The following is a 17,387-nucleotide window of genomic DNA, read 5'->3' on the forward strand; positions in this document are numbered from 1 at the left end:
AATTCGATCTAGGTTGGTTTCGCCTGCATTACCAGTAACAATCCAAGAGTTATTCAATTTTGTCTTTGGGTCACACGCTGAATATGAATCGTGATATACAGCTTTTCCTCATCTGACAATACCATATCCAAGTATTTCTCAATCTTCAGCATGCAGCCATAAGCCTTTTTGTACTTTGCTTTCACTTGCCTCCATAAAAAATCGTCTTCCAGTTCTACTTTTTCTTTTTTATTTAATCGCTGAAAGAAGAATCTTAAATGTGTAATAAATCGCTCATAACTGATCGAGTGTTCATCTATGGTGGTATTATAAGAGTATTTAATAATATTCAAGATGTCGTGTATTTTTTGAGTTTGCTGAGCAACATTTGCTACCTTGTTGTAGGAGCTGTTTACTTGAGCATTGATTAAATGAAGAGCAATATTACCTGCTTCATCTTCTGACAATCGTTTGCCTGTTTCGTCTTCAATAAACTCCAGTGCTTTTAAGCCAACCGCAAATTCTTTGGGATAAAATTTTTTGATCTCCCAAATTAACGGATTTGCATTTTTAAACCCTTCATCAAACATTTTAAATGCATTGTTCATGTGATCCGTAAGCGAAACATATATATAATCGCTCAATTGTACTTCTAATATGCTTTTTCCATATTCAATGATGTCATAGCATAACGAAACATATTCTGATGGAACATCCTCTAACAATAACTTAAATTTCTCTGAAGCATCTTTATGTTTAAGCACAAAGACCTTTTCAATTAGATGCTCTTCTACTTGTTCGCCTGCATTCTTTTTGAATGCAATACCACGACCCATAACAACAAATTCATCTCTTTTTTGATCTTTGGCTATTATGGCGTTGTTATTAAAGATCTTCGTTATGATCATCTAACTGCCCCCCTTATCCCATCAAATTTAAAAAAGGATTTAGATGCTGGGCGAAATTTCAGATAGGTCACAAGACGGTAATAGCCGATCAAATCTTCGTCGTAAATCAAATTCAAATGTATTGATTTACAATTCCGTGTTATGAAAACGCATTCATAATAAGAGACAAAGCCTTACGTTTTCCATCATTGATCTTGAGTGCTCCCAAACCGATCTGATATTCCGTTCTGAAAATGGATATAGTCGGTTAACCACGTCCCATGACATCATTTTTCGGATGTCGATTCGTTGGTCGACGTCATCATCTTTGTTGTTCAGCACTTGTAAGGCTTTATATCACTCACCTTTCTGCGTTATGGCTGGGCAGATTTTCATATCATGCAGGATATCGCAAAGCATGTATTCTAAAAAGAAAAGGCAAAACCCAACACATGGAAATTGAATTCCATGCCTCGGGTTTTGCCTTTTCAGTAACAATCCCAAAATCATAATAACATCGAATTTAAGTTTTGCCAACAAAAATGTTTGCGCTTTCTTTTTCGGAGCAACCACATCAAATACAACACACTATCATGGTATAAAATGTCATCCGCCAATGTAGGACATGTTAATCTTTTTTTTGTTGTTAGCTGTCTGCTCCGTACGTTCATCGGAATACCGGTCTGTACGTTGTTCCCATACTGAAGTAATCACATCGAGTAGTTCCTGGTCATCCGCTTCATTACGAAGCATCTGGCGTAAATCGAATCCGCCTGAAGCAAACAAACATGTATAAAACTTGCCATCGCACGATAAGCGGGCGCGTGTACAAGACGAACAAAATGATTCAGAAACCGAAGTAATAAAACCAATCTGTGCGTCGCTGTCTTTATAACGGTAACGTTTTGCCACTTCTCCAAAGTAATCCCGATCCATCGGCTCCAGCTCGTACGCATTCTTAAGTCGTTCAACAATTTGTTTTTTGGTTAGTACCTTTTTGAAGCTCCATCCGTTGTCATTCCCTACATCCATAAACTCGATAAAGCGAAGGGTTATTCCCTGCTCCTTAAAATAAGCGGCCATCGGCAAAATCTCCGAGTCATTAACGCCTTTTTGAACGACCATATTGACCTTGATTTCAAAGCCGATTTCTCTTGCATATTCGATCTGCTTCAAAATAAAATCAGGCTTAATCCCCCGCCCATTCAATCGCCCAAATAGCTCAGGGTCCAGAGCGTCCAGACTGACATTAAGCCGTCGTAGCCCCGCGTCATAGAGAGGCTTAGCCTGCTGTCCTAGCAGCACACCATTGGTGGTCAAGCCGATATCTTCCACTCCGTCAATGGACAGGATTTGGGAGACCAGGTCGGATAGATTCCTGCGCATTAATGGTTCGCCGCCCGTGAGTCGGATCTTTTTTACACCCAGGGATACAAAGAGCTTCGTTAGCCGGTGTATCTCTTCAAACGACAGACATTCATTTTGAGGAAGAAAGGCGTAATCGTCACCGAATATTTCTTTGGGCATGCAATAGGAACAACGGAAATTGCAGCGGTCCGTAACCGATATACGCAGGTCACGAATTGGCCGCTGCAACGTGTCTTTCAGTGGATAAAAATTCATACGCCCTCTCCTTTCTAGTTGTTTAGCATCGTTATTATTAGCCACCGCTGACTGGGGGAATGAAGGCTGCAATGTCTCCATCCTGTAATACATCCGTAGACAACGCATACTCCTCGTTTATCGCAATTCGCACAGACTCGATCGGCATATCTGGATATTGATCTGTTATCCAATTGGATAAATCGCCTACCGTTTGGCCCGCCAAATCTGCCAATTCTTCTGTTTTTCCCGTCACCTCACGGAGTCCCGCAAAGTAGTACAGCTTAATCATGACTGATCTCCCCCGGCTTTTTCTTTTGATCTCCGACCCACTGCGTTCCACCTTCCCAAATCTCTCGTTTCCAAATAGGAACTATTTCTTTAATTCGTTCGATCGCGTATTCATTTGCCTTATACGCATCCGAACGGTGAGGTGAAGAAACGGCAATGACAACGGCGATATCACCGATTTTAAGCTCGCCAATGCGGTGCGCGATTGCCACTCGCGTCCCTTCCCATTTCTGTTCGATTTCGCGACCAATCTCTGTGAGTTTTTTTTGGGCCATGGGGACATAGGCCTCATAAGCAAGGTATAAGGTCCGTACGCCTTGAGTCCATTCTCGTACGTGCCCTGTAAAAATAGTCACCGCTCCTGCTTCCGGCCTTAGGACATAATCCGCATAACCCTGCGGGATAATGGGCTCCGTCACGATTTCAAATACACTCATCTTTTCCACCTTCCAGCCCCCGGACAATCCACTCTCCGGTGACAGACTCTTTTAAATATTTCTGCTTTTTGTATCTATATCTCATTTAACCGAACAGCTGATGATATAGTTTTTGACCGTTGGCAACACTCCGTACACCGTGTATGAGAAGCCTTCCGTTTTTGAATAAAATCATTCGATGCTTAAAAGCATAAAATTCAACGAAATAAGGGGTTCTTTTTACACGATCTGCTATAAGCCTGCCCATTTTTTCTGCATCATCGAGCGTGATCGGACGTTGTGGGTCTGGAAGAACCTGTACCACGTTCCGTCCGCACAGAGCAGCATACGCCGAGCGACGTGATGCTGTCAGTGCAGGAAACGTAGGATGTTCTCCACAGGCTGGACAATCTTGGTTACGGATGCGGGAAATCCCTATGTCCATCTGCGTGTTCTCCCATAGATCAAATAGATGAACCTTGCGACGCATCTTATCACGTCCGCCGCTCAGCCACTTCATGGCTTCTGCACATTGGAGGGCGGCTGTCACCTGGACTGCGGGTGAGATGATTCCAGCCGTATCGCAGGTCTGATTGATCGCAGGCAGCGATGGCAGAAGGCAGCGTAAACAAGCTGACTCGCCCGGCACGAATGGAAAAACAACGCCTGTGCTTCCAACACAGGCTCCATAAATCCATGGAATTCCTGCCTTCAGTGCAGCATCGTTGATCAGCAGACGAGTTTCGAAATTGTCCGTAGCATCCATCAGTAATATACTCTTGCTGGCAAGTTCTAGAACAAGCTCAGCATCTAAATTATCGAGATATGTGTGCAAGCGCACGTCTTCTCGTATGGCTTTCAGCCTTTTTTCGGCTGCCATAACCTTGGGCTGCATTTCCGCGGCGTCCTGCTCCGTGAACAGCTGCTGACGTTGCAGATTCGACATCTCTACGTAATCCCTGTCAACAAGATGGAGCTCCCCAACGCCCGCTCTTACCAGTGTTTCGGCGATGGCAGAACCCAGTGCCCCGCAACCGATAATGGTGACGACAGCAGCGGATAGATTACGCTGCCCTTCGCCACCAATGGGTCTAAATAAGATCTGTCTGGAATAACGCTCATTCATTAGATTGTGTCCCTTGATAATACAGCCATATGACGAGGATCAGGCTAGCCAGCGCCACTTGGGAGAGCAGCATGAATCCAATGGAGTAATGGCCAGTAGCGGCATGAATCGTCGACAACAAGATCGGAGGGAAAAAGCCACCGAGACCGCCCATCATGGATACAATTCCGTTAACTATACCTGCTTGTTTATTAAAATAAAATGGAACTAGCTTGAAGATGACGCCATTCCCTACTCCAGCACATACAGCGATCGCCAAGCAGCCTACTGTATAAAGGGTGATCCCTGGTGAAAAAGCCAAAAGAATCGCAGCGACCGTATAAACAGAGAACGTGCCTACCAGCAGGAACAGAGGCTGAAACCGATCCGCCAGCCAGCCACCGATAGGGCGGAAGAAAGTAGCAATCGCAATAAAGCCTGCTGTACGCATCCCTGCATCCACTTTGGTCAGTTCAAAATTTGATACCAGGAAATTCGGCAAGTACACCGTGAACGCTACAAATGAGCCAAATGTAATAAAATAAAAGAGCGAGAAAAACCAAAGCTTCTCATTTTTATAAACCCCTTTGATCTGCTCCATAATGGGCGTCTTCACTTTAGCTTCATGACGATCCCCAAAGAAGAAATTCAAAACGATAAAAACAAGCAGCAGAATGAGATACAGCTTCACTGTAGGGGCCCAGCCGATTTGAGTAGCCACAATAGGGGCCGAGAAGGTAGTGACGGCTGTTCCCAAGTTTCCTATACCATACATTCCATTTACAAACCCATGCTTTTCCTTTGGATAATACTTCGGCAGCGAAGTCACCCCAACCGAGAACACAGCTCCTCCAATCCCAAGGAACAAGCCACCAATAATTAAATCCGTCATCGTAGAAGCTTCACTGATATAGTAGACGGGAAACAAAAGCAAAATAAAGCTAACGAGAAAAACGATTCTTGCTCCGAAGATGTTGGCATAATAACCAAGCGGGATGCGCAGAATCGAACCAAGCACGACCGGAATCGCCGTGACCATGGCCAATTTTCCGGGCGGAATAGCAATATCCTCCGTAATGAACGGCATAAGCGAAGAAATGATAACCCATACCATGAATCCAAGAATCAAGTTCAATGTTTGTAACGGTAACTGCATTTTTCTAATCATTTAACTCACCTTTTCAACGTTTTTTCTGTCGAATTATTAAATTGAATTTCTGTCCCCATTGTAGCCGCTAGCCGATCTGTTCGAATATAGGGGACTCCCCTTTACCCGACAGGGGACTCCCTGAAAATATAAAAAAGCCGCTTCTATAGGAAGCGGCTTGGTCTTTTTAAGAGATAAGTGTATTTAATTTGTCACATAACTTGGTTAGATCATTCCGATTGATCTGTTGCTCTGCCATAGGAAAAAGTACAGTTTCTTCTTTTATAAAATGTACAGTCAGCACTTCAAAGGCCTCTCCCGCGTTCTTGGCTGCCTCTTGAATGTCATCAAGCGTGAGCAAACTCAAATCGCCCTCCGCCTGATGAAGAAAATGATCGATATAGCCCTCTATTTCACGGTGCTCCTCCTGTATACCGACGAGCGGTCCCTGCTCAAAACCAATGTAGGTTCCTAGCATAGAAAAGAAGTGTTCTTCTTCCTTTTCGGTATGTTTCTTGAGGGGTACCCTAAAGTCGAGAATCTGCATTCTCAGTTTTTCCAGTTGCTTGCGGCCTTCTTCCAAATCTAGTATTCTGTGCTGCTCAAACCACAATACAATGGCATGCCATTCATCCATCAGATATGTTAGATATCGATGCTCATTTTCAAGAATACGCATGGCAGGTTTGGAAAAGCGCAGTTTCTCATTTTCCAGCACGCGGATTTCCTCCATTCATCGGCTAAAAATCCAGCATTTTTTTCTTTAATGCATATTGGACCAGTTCAGGCCGGCTTCTTAAATTCAATTTTTCCATGATCTTCGCTTTATTTGCTTCCACCGTCTTGACAGAGATGAACAGCTTTTCCGCAACTTCCTTGTTACCGTAACCTTTTGCAACCAGAGGCAGAATCTCCAGTTCCCGCTTGGACAGGATCTCATAAGGATCTTCTGATTGTGACGTTGTATCTTTTTTGATGAACTCACGAACGAGAGAAGTAGCCATTTTAGGATGGATATAAGTCCCACCCCCATGAATGGTTCGTATGGCAAGTAATAGCTCCTCATCTGGAGCATTTTTCAAAACGTATCCTGAAGCACCATTCTTTAAAATATGAAAAAGATATTCTTCATCGTCATGCATGGTCAAAATCAGAATTTTAGTATCAGGGTGGTCTTCTTTAATCTTGCCTGTGGCGATCAATCCACTTTCGCCTGGGGGCATGCTGAGGTCCATGATTAGAATATCCGGACGATATTTAGCTACCATCGTATACGCTTCAATGCCATCCGCAGCCGTTCCGACAACCTCCATATCCGATTGGAAGTTCAAAATCATGGAAAATCCGCTTCGTACAATAGCATGGTCATCCGCTAACACAATTTTGATCAAGTCTCTATTCCTCCTCTTGGCCAATCGGAATTTGCAAAAAGACTTTGGTTCCCTGACCCACATTTGATAGGACGCCAAAACTTCCGCCTACCAGCTCTGCTCGCTCCTGCATGCCATATAAACCTAATCCCGTTCCAATAGGCTGGCTCCCCTTTTCAAAGCCAATTCCATCGTCCTCTACAGTCAAACGAAGCGTATGATCGTGCTCAGTCAAAGAAACTTTAACCATGTCTACCTGGGCATATTTTAAGGCATTGAGAACAGCCTCTTGGCAGACACGGTAAATGACCGTTTCCTTTTCACTTCCGTATCGCTTTTGGGGAAGATCCGACACAAATTCAACGACAAGACCAAAGCTTTGTTCAACCCTCTTAAAGTGGGAACGAAATGCCGCTTCAAGCCCAAAATCATCAAGTGTGGCGGGGCGTAGTTCCACAGACAGGTTGCGGATATCATCCAGCAATCGCGTCATGGATGCTTCAGTCTGCTTCATGTTTTTGATGAGCTGTTCATCATTCGTCATGTATTTTAACACCCGCAGCTCAACAACCGCACTCATCAATTCCTGGGCGACGCTGTCGTGCAGTTCCCTGGAAAGCCGTTTACGCTCATTTTCCTGCGCTTCAATGACATGCTTCATCATTTTGTTTTGATACAATTTTTCCTGCGTCTGAAATTGCGGAGTCAAGTCCCTCAACATCAACACCCTTGTTCCATGTTCAGAATCAATGGTGTGAAAAGAAGCGGCATAGGGGATCATTCCGTTGCTCTTTGTTTCCAGATATACCTGAAAAGAAGCGAAATCCTTGGATTCTGGCATATTGAAATAACAATCAAGGCAGGTACGGGGCTCCGTTTCGCTTGTATAGCCCCTGCATGTTCCACACAAAGCTTTTTCCTTCCCTTCATAGAGTTGAATGAGGACGTCATCGCTCACAATCTCCTCCGCTGCCGGGTTCATAGCTAGGGTGTTCCCTTGCCCATCAAAAAAGAAAATGGCTTCTGTACTGTTCTCAAACAACTTCACCATTAGCGCATTCAAAGAGCCAGTCCCTACAGATAATGTCAATTACATCACTTCCTTCCCGTTCAACTCTCCAAATCCCCTATGCGCCAAAGCTTCCAAATCACGCATCATGGCTGCGGTCATCAGCAGTTCTTCCCGAAATCCACCAAGCAGTACGCCCGCGACGCGAGCATCATTCCATAGGGGAACAGCCCCGAGACTCTTGAGTTTCTCGGATTGAACGATCGGGTAGTTAAACAGGTTGTCTGCCCCCACATATTGATGAACAGATGGAATGAAAACGGATTTCCCAGTTTTGAACACGACTCCTGCTATGCCCTTTCCGGATTGCAGTACAATTCGCTTAAAGCGATCATTTAAATTACCGGCTGCATTTTTCCATTTAATTACGTATTGATATTCGGCCGGTTCAACCAGAGCAAGCGCCATGAAATCATAACCGAAATGTTCGCGTATTCGCTCAAGCTCCCTTTGATAATCCATCCTATTATTCATCGCTCTCTCCTAATAGAATTAGGAAAGAAGGCAGAGCCCGCTTTCCTAATTCGATTTATGTCTTCTGTAAAGGATATAACTTCTGCGCACATAATTCAACGGAACACTCCACACATGTACAAGCCGGGTAAACGGCCAGAATGCAAAAATCGCAAAGGCCATAAGAATATGAAGCTTGAAGGACATCGGTACGTCTCTCATCAGTGTCGGGTCGACACGGAATACGAATAAACCGCGGAACCAGATTGAGATCGTCTCTCGATAATCGAATTCTGGCTGTACCGCATTCGTTACGAGAGTCGCAAACATCCCCATGCATACAATGGCCAAAAGCAATACGTTTACTATCAAATCAGACGCCGTACTTAAATGGCGCACATTGCGTATTGTAAATCGACGAGAGGTAAGAATCAACATACCGAGGAACGTCATCGCTCCAAATATTCCACCAATATAAACTGCTCCAATATGATATAGATGATCGTTTACACCCAGTGCATGCATCCAGGTTTTGGGTATGCCCAGACCGGATACATGACCCATAATAACCGGGATAATACCCAGGTGGAATAAGAGACTTCCGATCATCAATTGTTTCTTTTCAATAAACTCACTTGATTTCGCTGTCCAATTGAACTGATCATTTCTGTAGCGGAAAATATGCCCTACAATAAAGACGACCACACACATATAAGGGAAAATAACCCATAAAAACTGCTCTAGCATCATCATTGCGCAGCTGCCTCCTGTTCTACGCATGCTTTAAGCGTTTCGCGCAGTCCCTTGACCAGATGAAAATACGGGCTTTCCATTTTCTCCAGCGCTTTAAGTAAATGATATGTGCCGTCTTCCAGGATCGCGATTGGCATGCGGAAGTTTTCTGTCGTCTTCGGATCTTGCGACCATTCGGCGGCATACAGAAATTCACACATGAGCGGAAGGTAATCTGGCAGCTCACCATCTGGCATTTCAAGACCATACATCTCGTATAGCACCTTTAACTTGACCAACATTTGTCCCCGTTCTTTTGCATCTTCGAATTTGAAGTAAGTCATATATAGTGCACAATTTTTTTGAAAATCAAAGGTTTCTGTATACATTTCCTGAATCTCTTCCATACTGAACTCTTGCATAAGGGACCAGTAGGTGTTCGCATACGTATATGCCGGATGGTTTGGATCAAACGATGCTTCCAGAAAAGCCGGATGAAAATCCAGCTTTTCCGGGTACATGAGTTGTTGGGCGAAAAACCCGAATGATGGCTTGCATTCATACAGCTTCGCTACATTAATCACGCCAAATACCCCCGTAGAAGTTTTCTTCATACATTTCTTTTCCCGTTTTCAAAGGCTCTTCCATCCCCATTGAACTTGCCATACTACAGCCGTCACATCCAGATCCTGAACCCATATTTCCCATGGTATCGCCGTAACCCGCAGATCCTTGAGCCCGGTACGGATTCGAATATCCTTCTTTATGCGACGTTGGAATGACGAAACGATCCTCATACTTGGCAATCGCCAGAAGCCGATACATCTGCTCAGTCTGCCGAGGTGTCATGCCAATGCGCTCAAGACGGCTTTCATCAAAAGATTGTCCTGTGGATTGAGCACGCATATAGGAGCGCATCATAGCCATTCTTTGCAAGGATTCCTTCACGGTTTGGGTGTCGCCCGCCGTCAGCATATTGGCAAGGTACTGAATAGGGGTACGCATTTCTTCGATAGCCGGAAAAATCATATCAGGATTCTCAATCGAGTCTTTCCCTTCAAAGTAATTCATGATCGGGCTAAGTGGTGGAACATACCAGACCATAGGTAATGTGCGATATTCCGGATGAAGCGGGAATGCCAGCTTGTGCTCAATGGCAAGCTTGTAGACCGGCGAGTTCTGCGCTGCTTCAATCCAGTCCTCCGAGATGCCGTCTTTTCTCGCTTGAGCGATCACTGCCGGATCACTAGGATCCATGAACAGGTCACACTGCGCCTTATAAAGCTCTTTCTCGTCCTGCGTAGAAGCGGCCTCAAGCACCCGATCCGCGTCATACAGCATAACACCGAGGTAGCGAATTCGTCCTGTACATGTCTCGGAGCAGACTGTCGGCAGGCCTGCTTCCACACGTGGGAAACAGAAGGTACATTTTTCCGCTTTGTTCGTCTGCCAGTTAAAGTACACTTTTTTGTATGGGCAGCCCGTCATGCAATACCGCCAGCCGCGACATGCTTCCTGATCCACGAGCACAATTCCGTCCTCGTCCCGTTTGTACATAGCACCTGAAGGACAGGACGCGACACAGCTCGGATTTAAACAATGTTCGCAAAGCCGTGGGAGATAAACCATGAACGACTTCTCAAAGTTAAATTTAATCTCTTCTTCGATTTTCTGAATATTTGGATCAAGCGGACCGGTTACATGCGCACCCGCCAGGTCATCTTCCCAGTTTGGACCCCACTCCAAATCCATTTTTTCACCCGTTACCGCAGAGTGCGCGCGTGCCACAGGTGAATGCTTCTGTTCACCGGCGTTGGTCAGTTGCTCGTAATTGTAAGTCCAGGGCTCATAATAATCTTTCATTTCCGGCATGTCTGGATTGTAAAAAATCTTACCCAGTGCTATCTTGGACAGCTTGTTGCCTGACTTCAATTCCAATTTCCCTTTGCGGAGCTGCCAGCCGCCTTTATATAATTCCTGATCTTCCCAGCGCTTCGGATAACCGATACCGGGTTTAGTCTCCACATTGTTAAACCACATATATTCCGCACCTTTGCGGTTCGTCCAGGTTGTTTTACATGTCACGCTGCACGTATGGCAGCCAATACATTTATCCAGGTTCATGACCATGGCAATTTGAGCTTTAATCTTCAAGCCAGTTAACCTCCTTCATTTTACGTACCGCAACGTACACATCACGCTGGTTGCCGATTGGACCATAATAGTTGAATCCATAACTAAGCTGAGCATATCCACCGACCATCTGGGTTGGTTTGAGATGAATTCTTGTTGGTGCGTTATGACTACCGCCGCGTGTATCCGTGATTTCAGAGCCTGGCACTTGAATGTGCTTATCCTGAGCATGGTACATGAACATAGTCCCTCTTGGCATCCGATGGCTGACAACGGCCCGGGCGGTTACGACGCCATTACGGTTGTATACCTCTACCCAGTCATTGTCAGCAAGATCGTGCGCCTCTGCGTCTTCATTGTTGATCCATACGGTAGGACCTCCACGAAACAGTGTAAGCATGTGCTGGTTATCCTGGTAGGTGGAGTGAATATTCCATTTACCGTGCGGTGTCAGATAGCGAAGCACGAGTGAATCTTGTCCGCCTTTTATTTCCCGATCCCGAGGACCGAACACCATCGGTGGCAACGTCGGTTTGTAGATCGGCAATGATTCTCCAAATTGTTGGAAAATCTCATGATCAATATAGAAATGCTGTCTTCCCGTCAAAGTACGAAACGGAACGAGACGTTCAATATTCGTTGTAAATGGTGAATAGCGGCGTCCCTTCTTGTTCGATCCAGTGAATACTGGTGTCGGTATAACTTCCCGAGGCTGTGCCGTGATACTTTGGAAAGTGATTCTTTCCGCTGCCCGATCAGCCGAGATGTCTTTAAGTTCAACACCGTGAAGCTCTTCTGCCTGCTCATAAGCCTTTTGCGACACCCGTCCATTAGTCGCGGATGAAAGATGAAGAATTGCATTGGCCACTTGGCGAGCTGTCTGGATTTTTGGCAGTCCGTCTTTAATGGACTCATCGTAATAAACTCCGTTCAACTTTTTCATTTCCTCATATTCTTCTGCTACGGAGAAGCTGACGCCATGCGCACCTGCTTTCCCAGTAGTCAAATTCGGACCGAGTGAGATAAATTTATCGTGAATTTTAGTATAGTCACGTTCGATGATGCTGAAATTCGGCATGGTTTTACCCGGGGTCGCTTCAATCTCACCCTTCGTCCAATCCTTTACAAGACCCATCGGCTGTGAAATTTCACCCACACTGTCGTGTGCAAGCGGCGCGGTCACAAGGTCTTTATATATACCTGGCAGGTACTCTTTCGCCATATCAGAAAAGACTTCGGAAAGCTGGCGGTAAATATCCCAGTCCGCACGGGATTCCCACAGTGGATTAACGGCCGGATTAAACGGGTGTACGAAAGGATGCATATCGGTGGACGACAAATCCGTTTTCTCGTACCAGGTTGCCGCCGGAAGCACGATATCCGCGTACAATGGGGTTGTCGTCATCCGGAAATCAAGTGCAACCATCAGATCAAGCTTTCCTTCTACATCTTCTCTCCAGACGATTTCCTCCGGTTTCTGCTCCTCGTTCGGCCGGGCAAGCAGGGCATCAGATGCTCCGAGTAAATGCTTCATGAAATACTCTTGCCCCTTCGCCGAACTGGAAATCAGATTGGATCGCCAAACAAAGAGTGAACGCGGGAAGTTCTCGGCTGCCCCAGGATCTTCTACAGCGAAGCGTGTCTTACGTGATTTAATCTCTTCCACAGAATGATTAATGATTTCCTCGTTGGACTTTTTGCCTAATTGCGCTGCCTCTTCGGCGAACAACAGACTATTTTTATTAAACTGTGGATAAGAAGGCAGCCAACCCAGACGCGCTGCGAGCACGTTGTAGTCTGCTGGATGTCTGTAACTGACATCCCCGCCAGTCGGTGACTTCAAGGTGTCTGTTCCACTTTCTTCGTAACGCCACTGCTCTGTTGCAAAGTAGAAAAACGATGTAGCATTTTGCTGTCGAGCCGCCCCTTGCCAGTCTTTTGCAAAGGCAATCGTTGACCAGCCTTCGATTGGGCGGAGCTTTTCTTGACCCACATAATGCGCCCAGCCTCCCCCGTTTACACCTTGGGAAGCCGTCAACACGACAAGGTTCAAGATGGACCGATAGATGGTGTCACTATTGAACCAGTGGTTGATACCCGCACCCATAATAATCATGGAGCGCCCTTTGGTATCGATAGCATTTTGGGCAAATTCCCGAGCAATCTGTACCACAACAGACGCCTTCACACCTGTGATCTTCTCCTGCCAGGCAGGGGTATAATGCGAAGCTTCGTCGTAATAATTCTTGGCGTTATGAGAGCTGTCATTGCGTGCGACACCGTACTGGCTCATCATCAAATCGTACACGGTTGCTACGTAACGTTCCGAGCCATCTGCCAAGCGTACTTTTTTGGCCGGAATTACACGTTTGAACGTTCCATTACCTGCGTTATCAAAATAAGGGAATACGATTTCTTCCCATTGCTCGCCATGACCTTCCACAGTGAGTGCAGGCTCAACTTTTGTTCCGTCTTCCCGCTCCAGAATCAGGTTCCATTTCTTATCCTGCTCCCAGCGCTGTCCCATCGTGCCGTTCGGAACCAGCATTTCCCCCGCTGCTTCGTCATATATGACTGGCTTCCAGTCCGCATGCTGCGAAGCATCTCCAAGGTCACTCGCCCGTAGGAAACGTCCACCTTTCCAGGCTCCCTCGTGCGGATCAAGCAGAATCATAAACGGCATATCTGTATATTGTTTGGCATAGTTAATGAACATCGGTTCTTGGCGCTCTTTGTAAAACTCATCCAGAATAACATGTGTCATAGCCTGGGCTACAGCAGCATCTGTACCCGGATGTGGTGCAAGCCAGTTGTCAGCGAACTTCACATTCTCCGCCAAGTCGGGAGCCACTGATACAACTTTTGTCCCCTTATAACGTACTTCCGTCATAAAATGAGCGTCTGGCGTCCGGGTAAGTGGTACATTCGATCCCCACATGATCAGGTAACCCGCATTGTACCAATCAGAAGATTCCGGTACATCCGTCTGCTCACCCCAAATTTGAGGAGATGAAGGCGGAAGATCGGCATACCAGTCATAGAAACTCAACATCTGTCCACCAAGAAGCGAAATGAATCTGGCTCCTGAAGCGTAGCTTATCATTGACATCGCCGGTATTGGCGTAAAGCCCGCGATCCGGTCAGGACCATACTTACGAATGGTATAGATGAGTTGCGCCGAGATCAGACGCAGGACATCGTCCCAAGCGACACGGACATGACCGCCTTTTCCGCGAGCTGCTTTGTAGAGCTTGGCTTTCTCCGGATCTTCCACAATGCTTGCCCATGCTTCCACCGGATTGGCATGTTCCTGGATGGCAGCCTGCCAAAGCCGCAACAGCTTACCGCGCATATAAGGGTATTTCACACGTAATGGACTGTATTCATACCAGGAAAATGTAGCGCCACGCGGGCATCCTCGCGGTTCAAATTCTGGCATATCTACACCGCAGGAAGGATAATCGATCTGTTGATTTTCCCAGGTAATGATGCCGTTTTTCACAAAAACCTTCCAACTACAGGAACCCGTGCAGTTCACTCCGTGAGTCGTCCGAACCACTTTGTCGTGAGACCAACGCTGTCGGTACACGTTTTCCCATTCTCTATTTTTTTCCTCAAGGATTGACCAATTTCCCGAATAGCTTTCGATCGGTTTAAAAAAGTTGAGGTTGTATTTTTTTTTCATCGATGACCAACACTCCTTTTTAGAATAAATCATCCCAACGCAAGTTCCATGGGAAGGTTCATTCGCTTACTCTCATTATGTAATTCATTCATCGCTGTTCCCATTAGGGAATGTCCTATAGCGCTACAGGAAATCCCTCGTTCTATCGAAAGATACAAAAAAGCCTCCCTCTGCTAAAGGGAAGCTTATATGAAGAGATTAATTGTTCTTTTGGCCCGTTAACAGGAGCATGATAAAAGAAATGAGTATGATAGAGCACGTCCAGGCCCAGGCCATAGGAAGATGCCCAGAATCCACCGCAATATAAATGGCCGTCGGAATCGTTTGTGTTTTACCTGGAATATTTCCGGCAATCATCAACGTAGCACCAAATTCGCCCAGACCGCGGGCAAAACCGAGTATAAAGGCAGCTTTAAAAGAAGGGAAAATTAAAGGAAAGGTGATATACCGGAAAACCTGCCATTCACTTGCACCCATCGAACGTCCCGCGTTTTCCAAGTCCTGGTCAACAGAAGACAATCCCATTTTCAGTGTCCGATAGACAAGAGGAAAAGCCACTACCACCGCTGCTATAACCCCAGCCCACCACGAGAATATAATAGGTTCTCCAAACCATTGCTCCACAAAACGTCCGAACCCGCTTTTTCGTCCTAGTAATATTAGTAGTAAAAAACCAACAACCGTCGGTGGGAGTACCAAGGGCAGCATAAGCACAGTTTCAACAACCGTTTTCCCTTTAAATAAACCTAACCGTGACATGGACCATGCCACAAGCAAACCTAATATGATTACTAGAACGCTGGATAACAGTGCAACCTGCAACGATAAGCGGATAGGAGGCCAATATTCATTCCAATCTATATCTTGCATGCTCACTTCGGTATGGTAAATCCATACTTAGCCATAATATTCAGAGATTCTTGTGATTGTAGGTATGCATAAAAGTCTTCGGCTTCTTGAATGTGCTTTGAACCTTTGATAATTCCGATTGGATACTCAACAGGTGAATAGGCTTTGGGATCCACCTCAAAGGCGATTTTTGCCTTTTGTGAAGTCAATGCATCTGTTTTATATACAAATCCGACATCAGCATTCCCAGTTTCCACATATTGCAGCACTTGTCTAACGTCTTTTGCTTGAACCAGCTTGCTCTGTAACGTGTCCCAAAGCTTCGCTTTCGTCAGCGCTTCCTGTGCGTAGTTGCCTGCAGGAACACTTTCAGGAATTCCGATCGCAACTTTCTTCACTTCTCTTTTTGTTAAATCGGTTACGCTCGCAATGTCCATCGTCCCATCTGCTGGGATAACCGCGACCAATTCATTCGTCAGCCATGTTTTTTGTTTATTACTCTCTATTAACTGCTGATTTACGAGAGACTTCAAGTTTTTCTTCGAAGCGGACAGAAACAAATCCGACGGCGCTCCTTGCTCAATTTGTTTTTCCAACGCACCAGAGCCACCGAAGTTAAAATTCAATTGGATACCTGTATGGGTTGATTCGTATGAATGCTGAATTTCTTTGAGCGCATCCGTTAAACTTGCAGCTGCGGATATGGTAAGCTCAACAGTTTCAGCCTTTTTCGAAGAATCCTGGCTGGAGACCTCGTTGTTCTGGGCCGTGCTGCTACCATTTGAAGCTGATTGTTGCCCCGCACCGCACCCTGAAAGTAATAAAATGATGGAAATAACCAAAACGAAAACAGTGCTACTTTTAATTAATTTATGCAATTGGTTCGGCTCCTCATGTTAGTTCATCATTAATTAATGGGTTTCGCTATTAGCTGTGCCTGTTTCGTACGTTCGATCAATGTACAATTTTCAAGAAGAATATGATTAAAAATATCTGCTTCCAGGTCTTCTAACCGCTTCAATACGAGTCGGTGCGTACCACAAGCTTCCTGCATCGGCTCAAAGCCATTTGTGATCAAGCGCATTTCCTTCAGGAATTCCACCACCGTTTGATGTTCGTTTTGCAACTTGGACAAAATTGGATTTAACTCATCTGCTCGTTCCATTGTTGATTCTTGTAAAAATGCTTCAATCATCGGAAACACAAGGTCCTCCTCATATTGAATATGTTCCGATATTTCCTGTTTAAGCAAGGTGAACAGTTCATTAACTCGCTTTAGATGCGGATAACGTTCGCCATGAACCCGCGTTAGTTTGGTTACATACGGCGTTAACGCCGATAGTTCTTCCCGAAGCTTCGTATGATACTCATTTTGAATATAGGCGATTAGTTCTTTTGGTTCGAGTGAAGGAGGTTGCATTTGCTTATGCTGTGCCTGCTTTTCTTCCACTTCATGTATCTGCGTCAGCAGTTCACCAGCGTGGAGACCTTGATTGGCTGCTGCTTCACGGAGCGATATTTTCCCTCCACAGCAGAAATCAATCCTCAGTTTGCGGAACAGATCTCCCGTTTTGGGTACTGCTTTCACAATGTCCGCCACCCATGTTTCTTCCGTTAACTGGCTCATCTTCCATTCCTCCATCTTACTTCGATTTTATACTTAACTTTC

General features: G+C 45.4%; 17 protein-coding genes. All 17 read right to left on the minus strand.

Annotation, left to right across the window (positions count from 1 at the left end):
• Positions 1 to 53 precede the first annotated feature (53 nt).
• The 17 genes from licT to ric all read right to left on the minus strand — a co-directional run bounded on the left by licT (position 54) and on the right by ric (position 17,345).
• Positions 54 to 887, minus strand: a complete 834-nt coding sequence (gene licT, locus MKY98_RS18030) for a BglG family transcription antiterminator LicT (protein WP_069010505.1) — start codon at positions 885 to 887, stop codon at positions 54 to 56.
• 585 nt (positions 888 to 1,472) lie between these two features.
• Positions 1,473 to 2,489 (minus strand): GTP 3',8-cyclase MoaA, encoded by a 1,017-nt coding sequence (gene moaA / locus MKY98_RS18035; protein ID WP_029515505.1) that lies wholly within the window; start codon positions 2,487 to 2,489, stop codon positions 1,473 to 1,475.
• Positions 2,490 to 2,526: 37 nt separating this feature from the next.
• Complete coding sequence (locus MKY98_RS18040; protein ID WP_029515506.1) at positions 2,527 to 2,760, minus strand: MoaD/ThiS family protein; 234 nt, start codon at positions 2,758 to 2,760, stop codon at positions 2,527 to 2,529.
• Positions 2,753 to 3,196, minus strand: coding sequence for a molybdenum cofactor biosynthesis protein MoaE (locus tag MKY98_RS18045; protein WP_069010504.1), 444 nt, complete (start codon positions 3,194 to 3,196; stop codon positions 2,753 to 2,755). Before MKY98_RS18045 ends, MKY98_RS18040 begins: the two co-directional genes overlap by 8 nt.
• An 85-nt stretch (positions 3,197 to 3,281) precedes the next feature.
• Entirely contained in the window at positions 3,282 to 4,301 is a 1,020-nt protein-coding gene (locus tag MKY98_RS18050) for a ThiF family adenylyltransferase (RefSeq protein ID WP_069010503.1), read from the minus strand.
• The gene (locus tag MKY98_RS18055) at positions 4,294 to 5,448 is read right to left on the minus strand and encodes a nitrate/nitrite transporter (RefSeq protein ID WP_029515509.1); all 1,155 of its coding nucleotides are present in this window, start codon (positions 5,446 to 5,448) and stop codon (positions 4,294 to 4,296) included. The genes MKY98_RS18050 and MKY98_RS18055 overlap by 8 nt, the downstream gene beginning before the upstream one ends.
• A gap of 166 nt (positions 5,449 to 5,614) precedes the next feature.
• Positions 5,615 to 6,145: a hemerythrin domain-containing protein gene (locus tag MKY98_RS18060; protein WP_176715682.1), complete on the minus strand. Its 531-nt coding sequence runs from the start codon at positions 6,143 to 6,145 to the stop codon at positions 5,615 to 5,617.
• A gap of 22 nt (positions 6,146 to 6,167) precedes the next feature.
• Positions 6,168 to 6,815 carry a response regulator transcription factor gene (locus tag MKY98_RS18065; protein ID WP_023989699.1) on the minus strand — a complete coding sequence of 216 codons (648 nt, stop codon included), beginning with the start codon at positions 6,813 to 6,815 and terminating at the stop codon, positions 6,168 to 6,170.
• 7 nt (positions 6,816 to 6,822) lie between these two features.
• Positions 6,823 to 7,887 (minus strand): PAS domain-containing sensor histidine kinase, encoded by a 1,065-nt coding sequence (locus MKY98_RS18070; protein WP_029515511.1) that lies wholly within the window; start codon positions 7,885 to 7,887, stop codon positions 6,823 to 6,825.
• Positions 7,888 to 8,340 (minus strand): GAF domain-containing protein, encoded by a 453-nt coding sequence (locus MKY98_RS18075; RefSeq protein WP_029515512.1) that lies wholly within the window; start codon positions 8,338 to 8,340, stop codon positions 7,888 to 7,890.
• Between the two features lie 45 nt (positions 8,341 to 8,385).
• Positions 8,386 to 9,069, minus strand: a complete 684-nt coding sequence (narI, locus tag MKY98_RS18080) for a respiratory nitrate reductase subunit gamma (RefSeq protein WP_029515513.1) — start codon at positions 9,067 to 9,069, stop codon at positions 8,386 to 8,388.
• Positions 9,069 to 9,635 (minus strand): nitrate reductase molybdenum cofactor assembly chaperone, encoded by a 567-nt coding sequence (gene narJ / locus MKY98_RS18085; protein ID WP_029515514.1) that lies wholly within the window; start codon positions 9,633 to 9,635, stop codon positions 9,069 to 9,071. Before narJ ends, narI begins: the two co-directional genes overlap by 1 nt.
• The gene (gene narH, locus MKY98_RS18090; protein ID WP_028542275.1) at positions 9,628 to 11,205 is read right to left on the minus strand and encodes a nitrate reductase subunit beta; all 1,578 of its coding nucleotides are present in this window, start codon (positions 11,203 to 11,205) and stop codon (positions 9,628 to 9,630) included. Before narH ends, narJ begins: the two co-directional genes overlap by 8 nt.
• On the minus strand, positions 11,195 to 14,869 hold the full coding sequence (locus tag MKY98_RS18095; RefSeq protein WP_069010501.1) for a nitrate reductase subunit alpha: 3,675 nt from the start codon (positions 14,867 to 14,869) through the stop codon (positions 11,195 to 11,197). The genes narH and MKY98_RS18095 overlap by 11 nt, the downstream gene beginning before the upstream one ends.
• A gap of 198 nt (positions 14,870 to 15,067) precedes the next feature.
• Positions 15,068 to 15,745: a molybdate ABC transporter permease subunit gene (modB, locus tag MKY98_RS18100; protein WP_069010500.1), complete on the minus strand. Its 678-nt coding sequence runs from the start codon at positions 15,743 to 15,745 to the stop codon at positions 15,068 to 15,070.
• Entirely contained in the window at positions 15,742 to 16,596 is an 855-nt protein-coding gene (gene modA / locus MKY98_RS18105; RefSeq protein WP_069010499.1) for a molybdate ABC transporter substrate-binding protein, read from the minus strand. The genes modB and modA overlap by 4 nt, the downstream gene beginning before the upstream one ends.
• 29 nt (positions 16,597 to 16,625) lie before the next feature.
• Entirely contained in the window at positions 16,626 to 17,345 is a 720-nt protein-coding gene (ric, locus tag MKY98_RS18110) for an iron-sulfur cluster repair di-iron protein (RefSeq protein WP_029515518.1), read from the minus strand.
• Positions 17,346 to 17,387: the final 42 nt, after the last annotated feature.

Origin of the sequence: Paenibacillus sp. FSL M8-0228 (assembly GCF_038007385.1) — a bacterium.
Taxonomy (GTDB): Bacteria; Bacillota; Bacilli; order Paenibacillales; family Paenibacillaceae; genus Paenibacillus; species Paenibacillus polymyxa_D.

Excerpts from the sequence above, each read along its gene's own strand:
- narI (WP_029515513.1), bottom strand. The coding sequence starts at position 9,069 with ATGATGCTAGAGCAGTTTTTATGGGTTATTTTCCCTTATATGTGTGTG.
- licT (WP_069010505.1), bottom strand. The coding sequence starts at position 887 with ATGATCATAACGAAGATCTTTAATAACAACGCCATAATAGCCAAAGAT.
- MKY98_RS18095 (WP_069010501.1), bottom strand. The coding sequence starts at position 14,869 with ATGAAAAAAAAATACAACCTCAACTTTTTTAAACCGATCGAAAGCTAT.
- MKY98_RS18055 (WP_029515509.1), bottom strand. The coding sequence starts at position 5,448 with ATGATTAGAAAAATGCAGTTACCGTTACAAACATTGAACTTGATTCTT.
- MKY98_RS18045 (WP_069010504.1), bottom strand. The coding sequence starts at position 3,196 with ATGAGTGTATTTGAAATCGTGACGGAGCCCATTATCCCGCAGGGTTAT.
- moaA (WP_029515505.1), bottom strand. The coding sequence starts at position 2,489 with ATGAATTTTTATCCACTGAAAGACACGTTGCAGCGGCCAATTCGTGAC.
- MKY98_RS18040 (WP_029515506.1), bottom strand. The coding sequence starts at position 2,760 with ATGATTAAGCTGTACTACTTTGCGGGACTCCGTGAGGTGACGGGAAAA.
- MKY98_RS18075 (WP_029515512.1), bottom strand. The coding sequence starts at position 8,340 with ATGAATAATAGGATGGATTATCAAAGGGAGCTTGAGCGAATACGCGAA.
- MKY98_RS18050 (WP_069010503.1), bottom strand. The coding sequence starts at position 4,301 with ATGAATGAGCGTTATTCCAGACAGATCTTATTTAGACCCATTGGTGGC.
- ric (WP_029515518.1), bottom strand. The coding sequence starts at position 17,345 with ATGAGCCAGTTAACGGAAGAAACATGGGTGGCGGACATTGTGAAAGCA.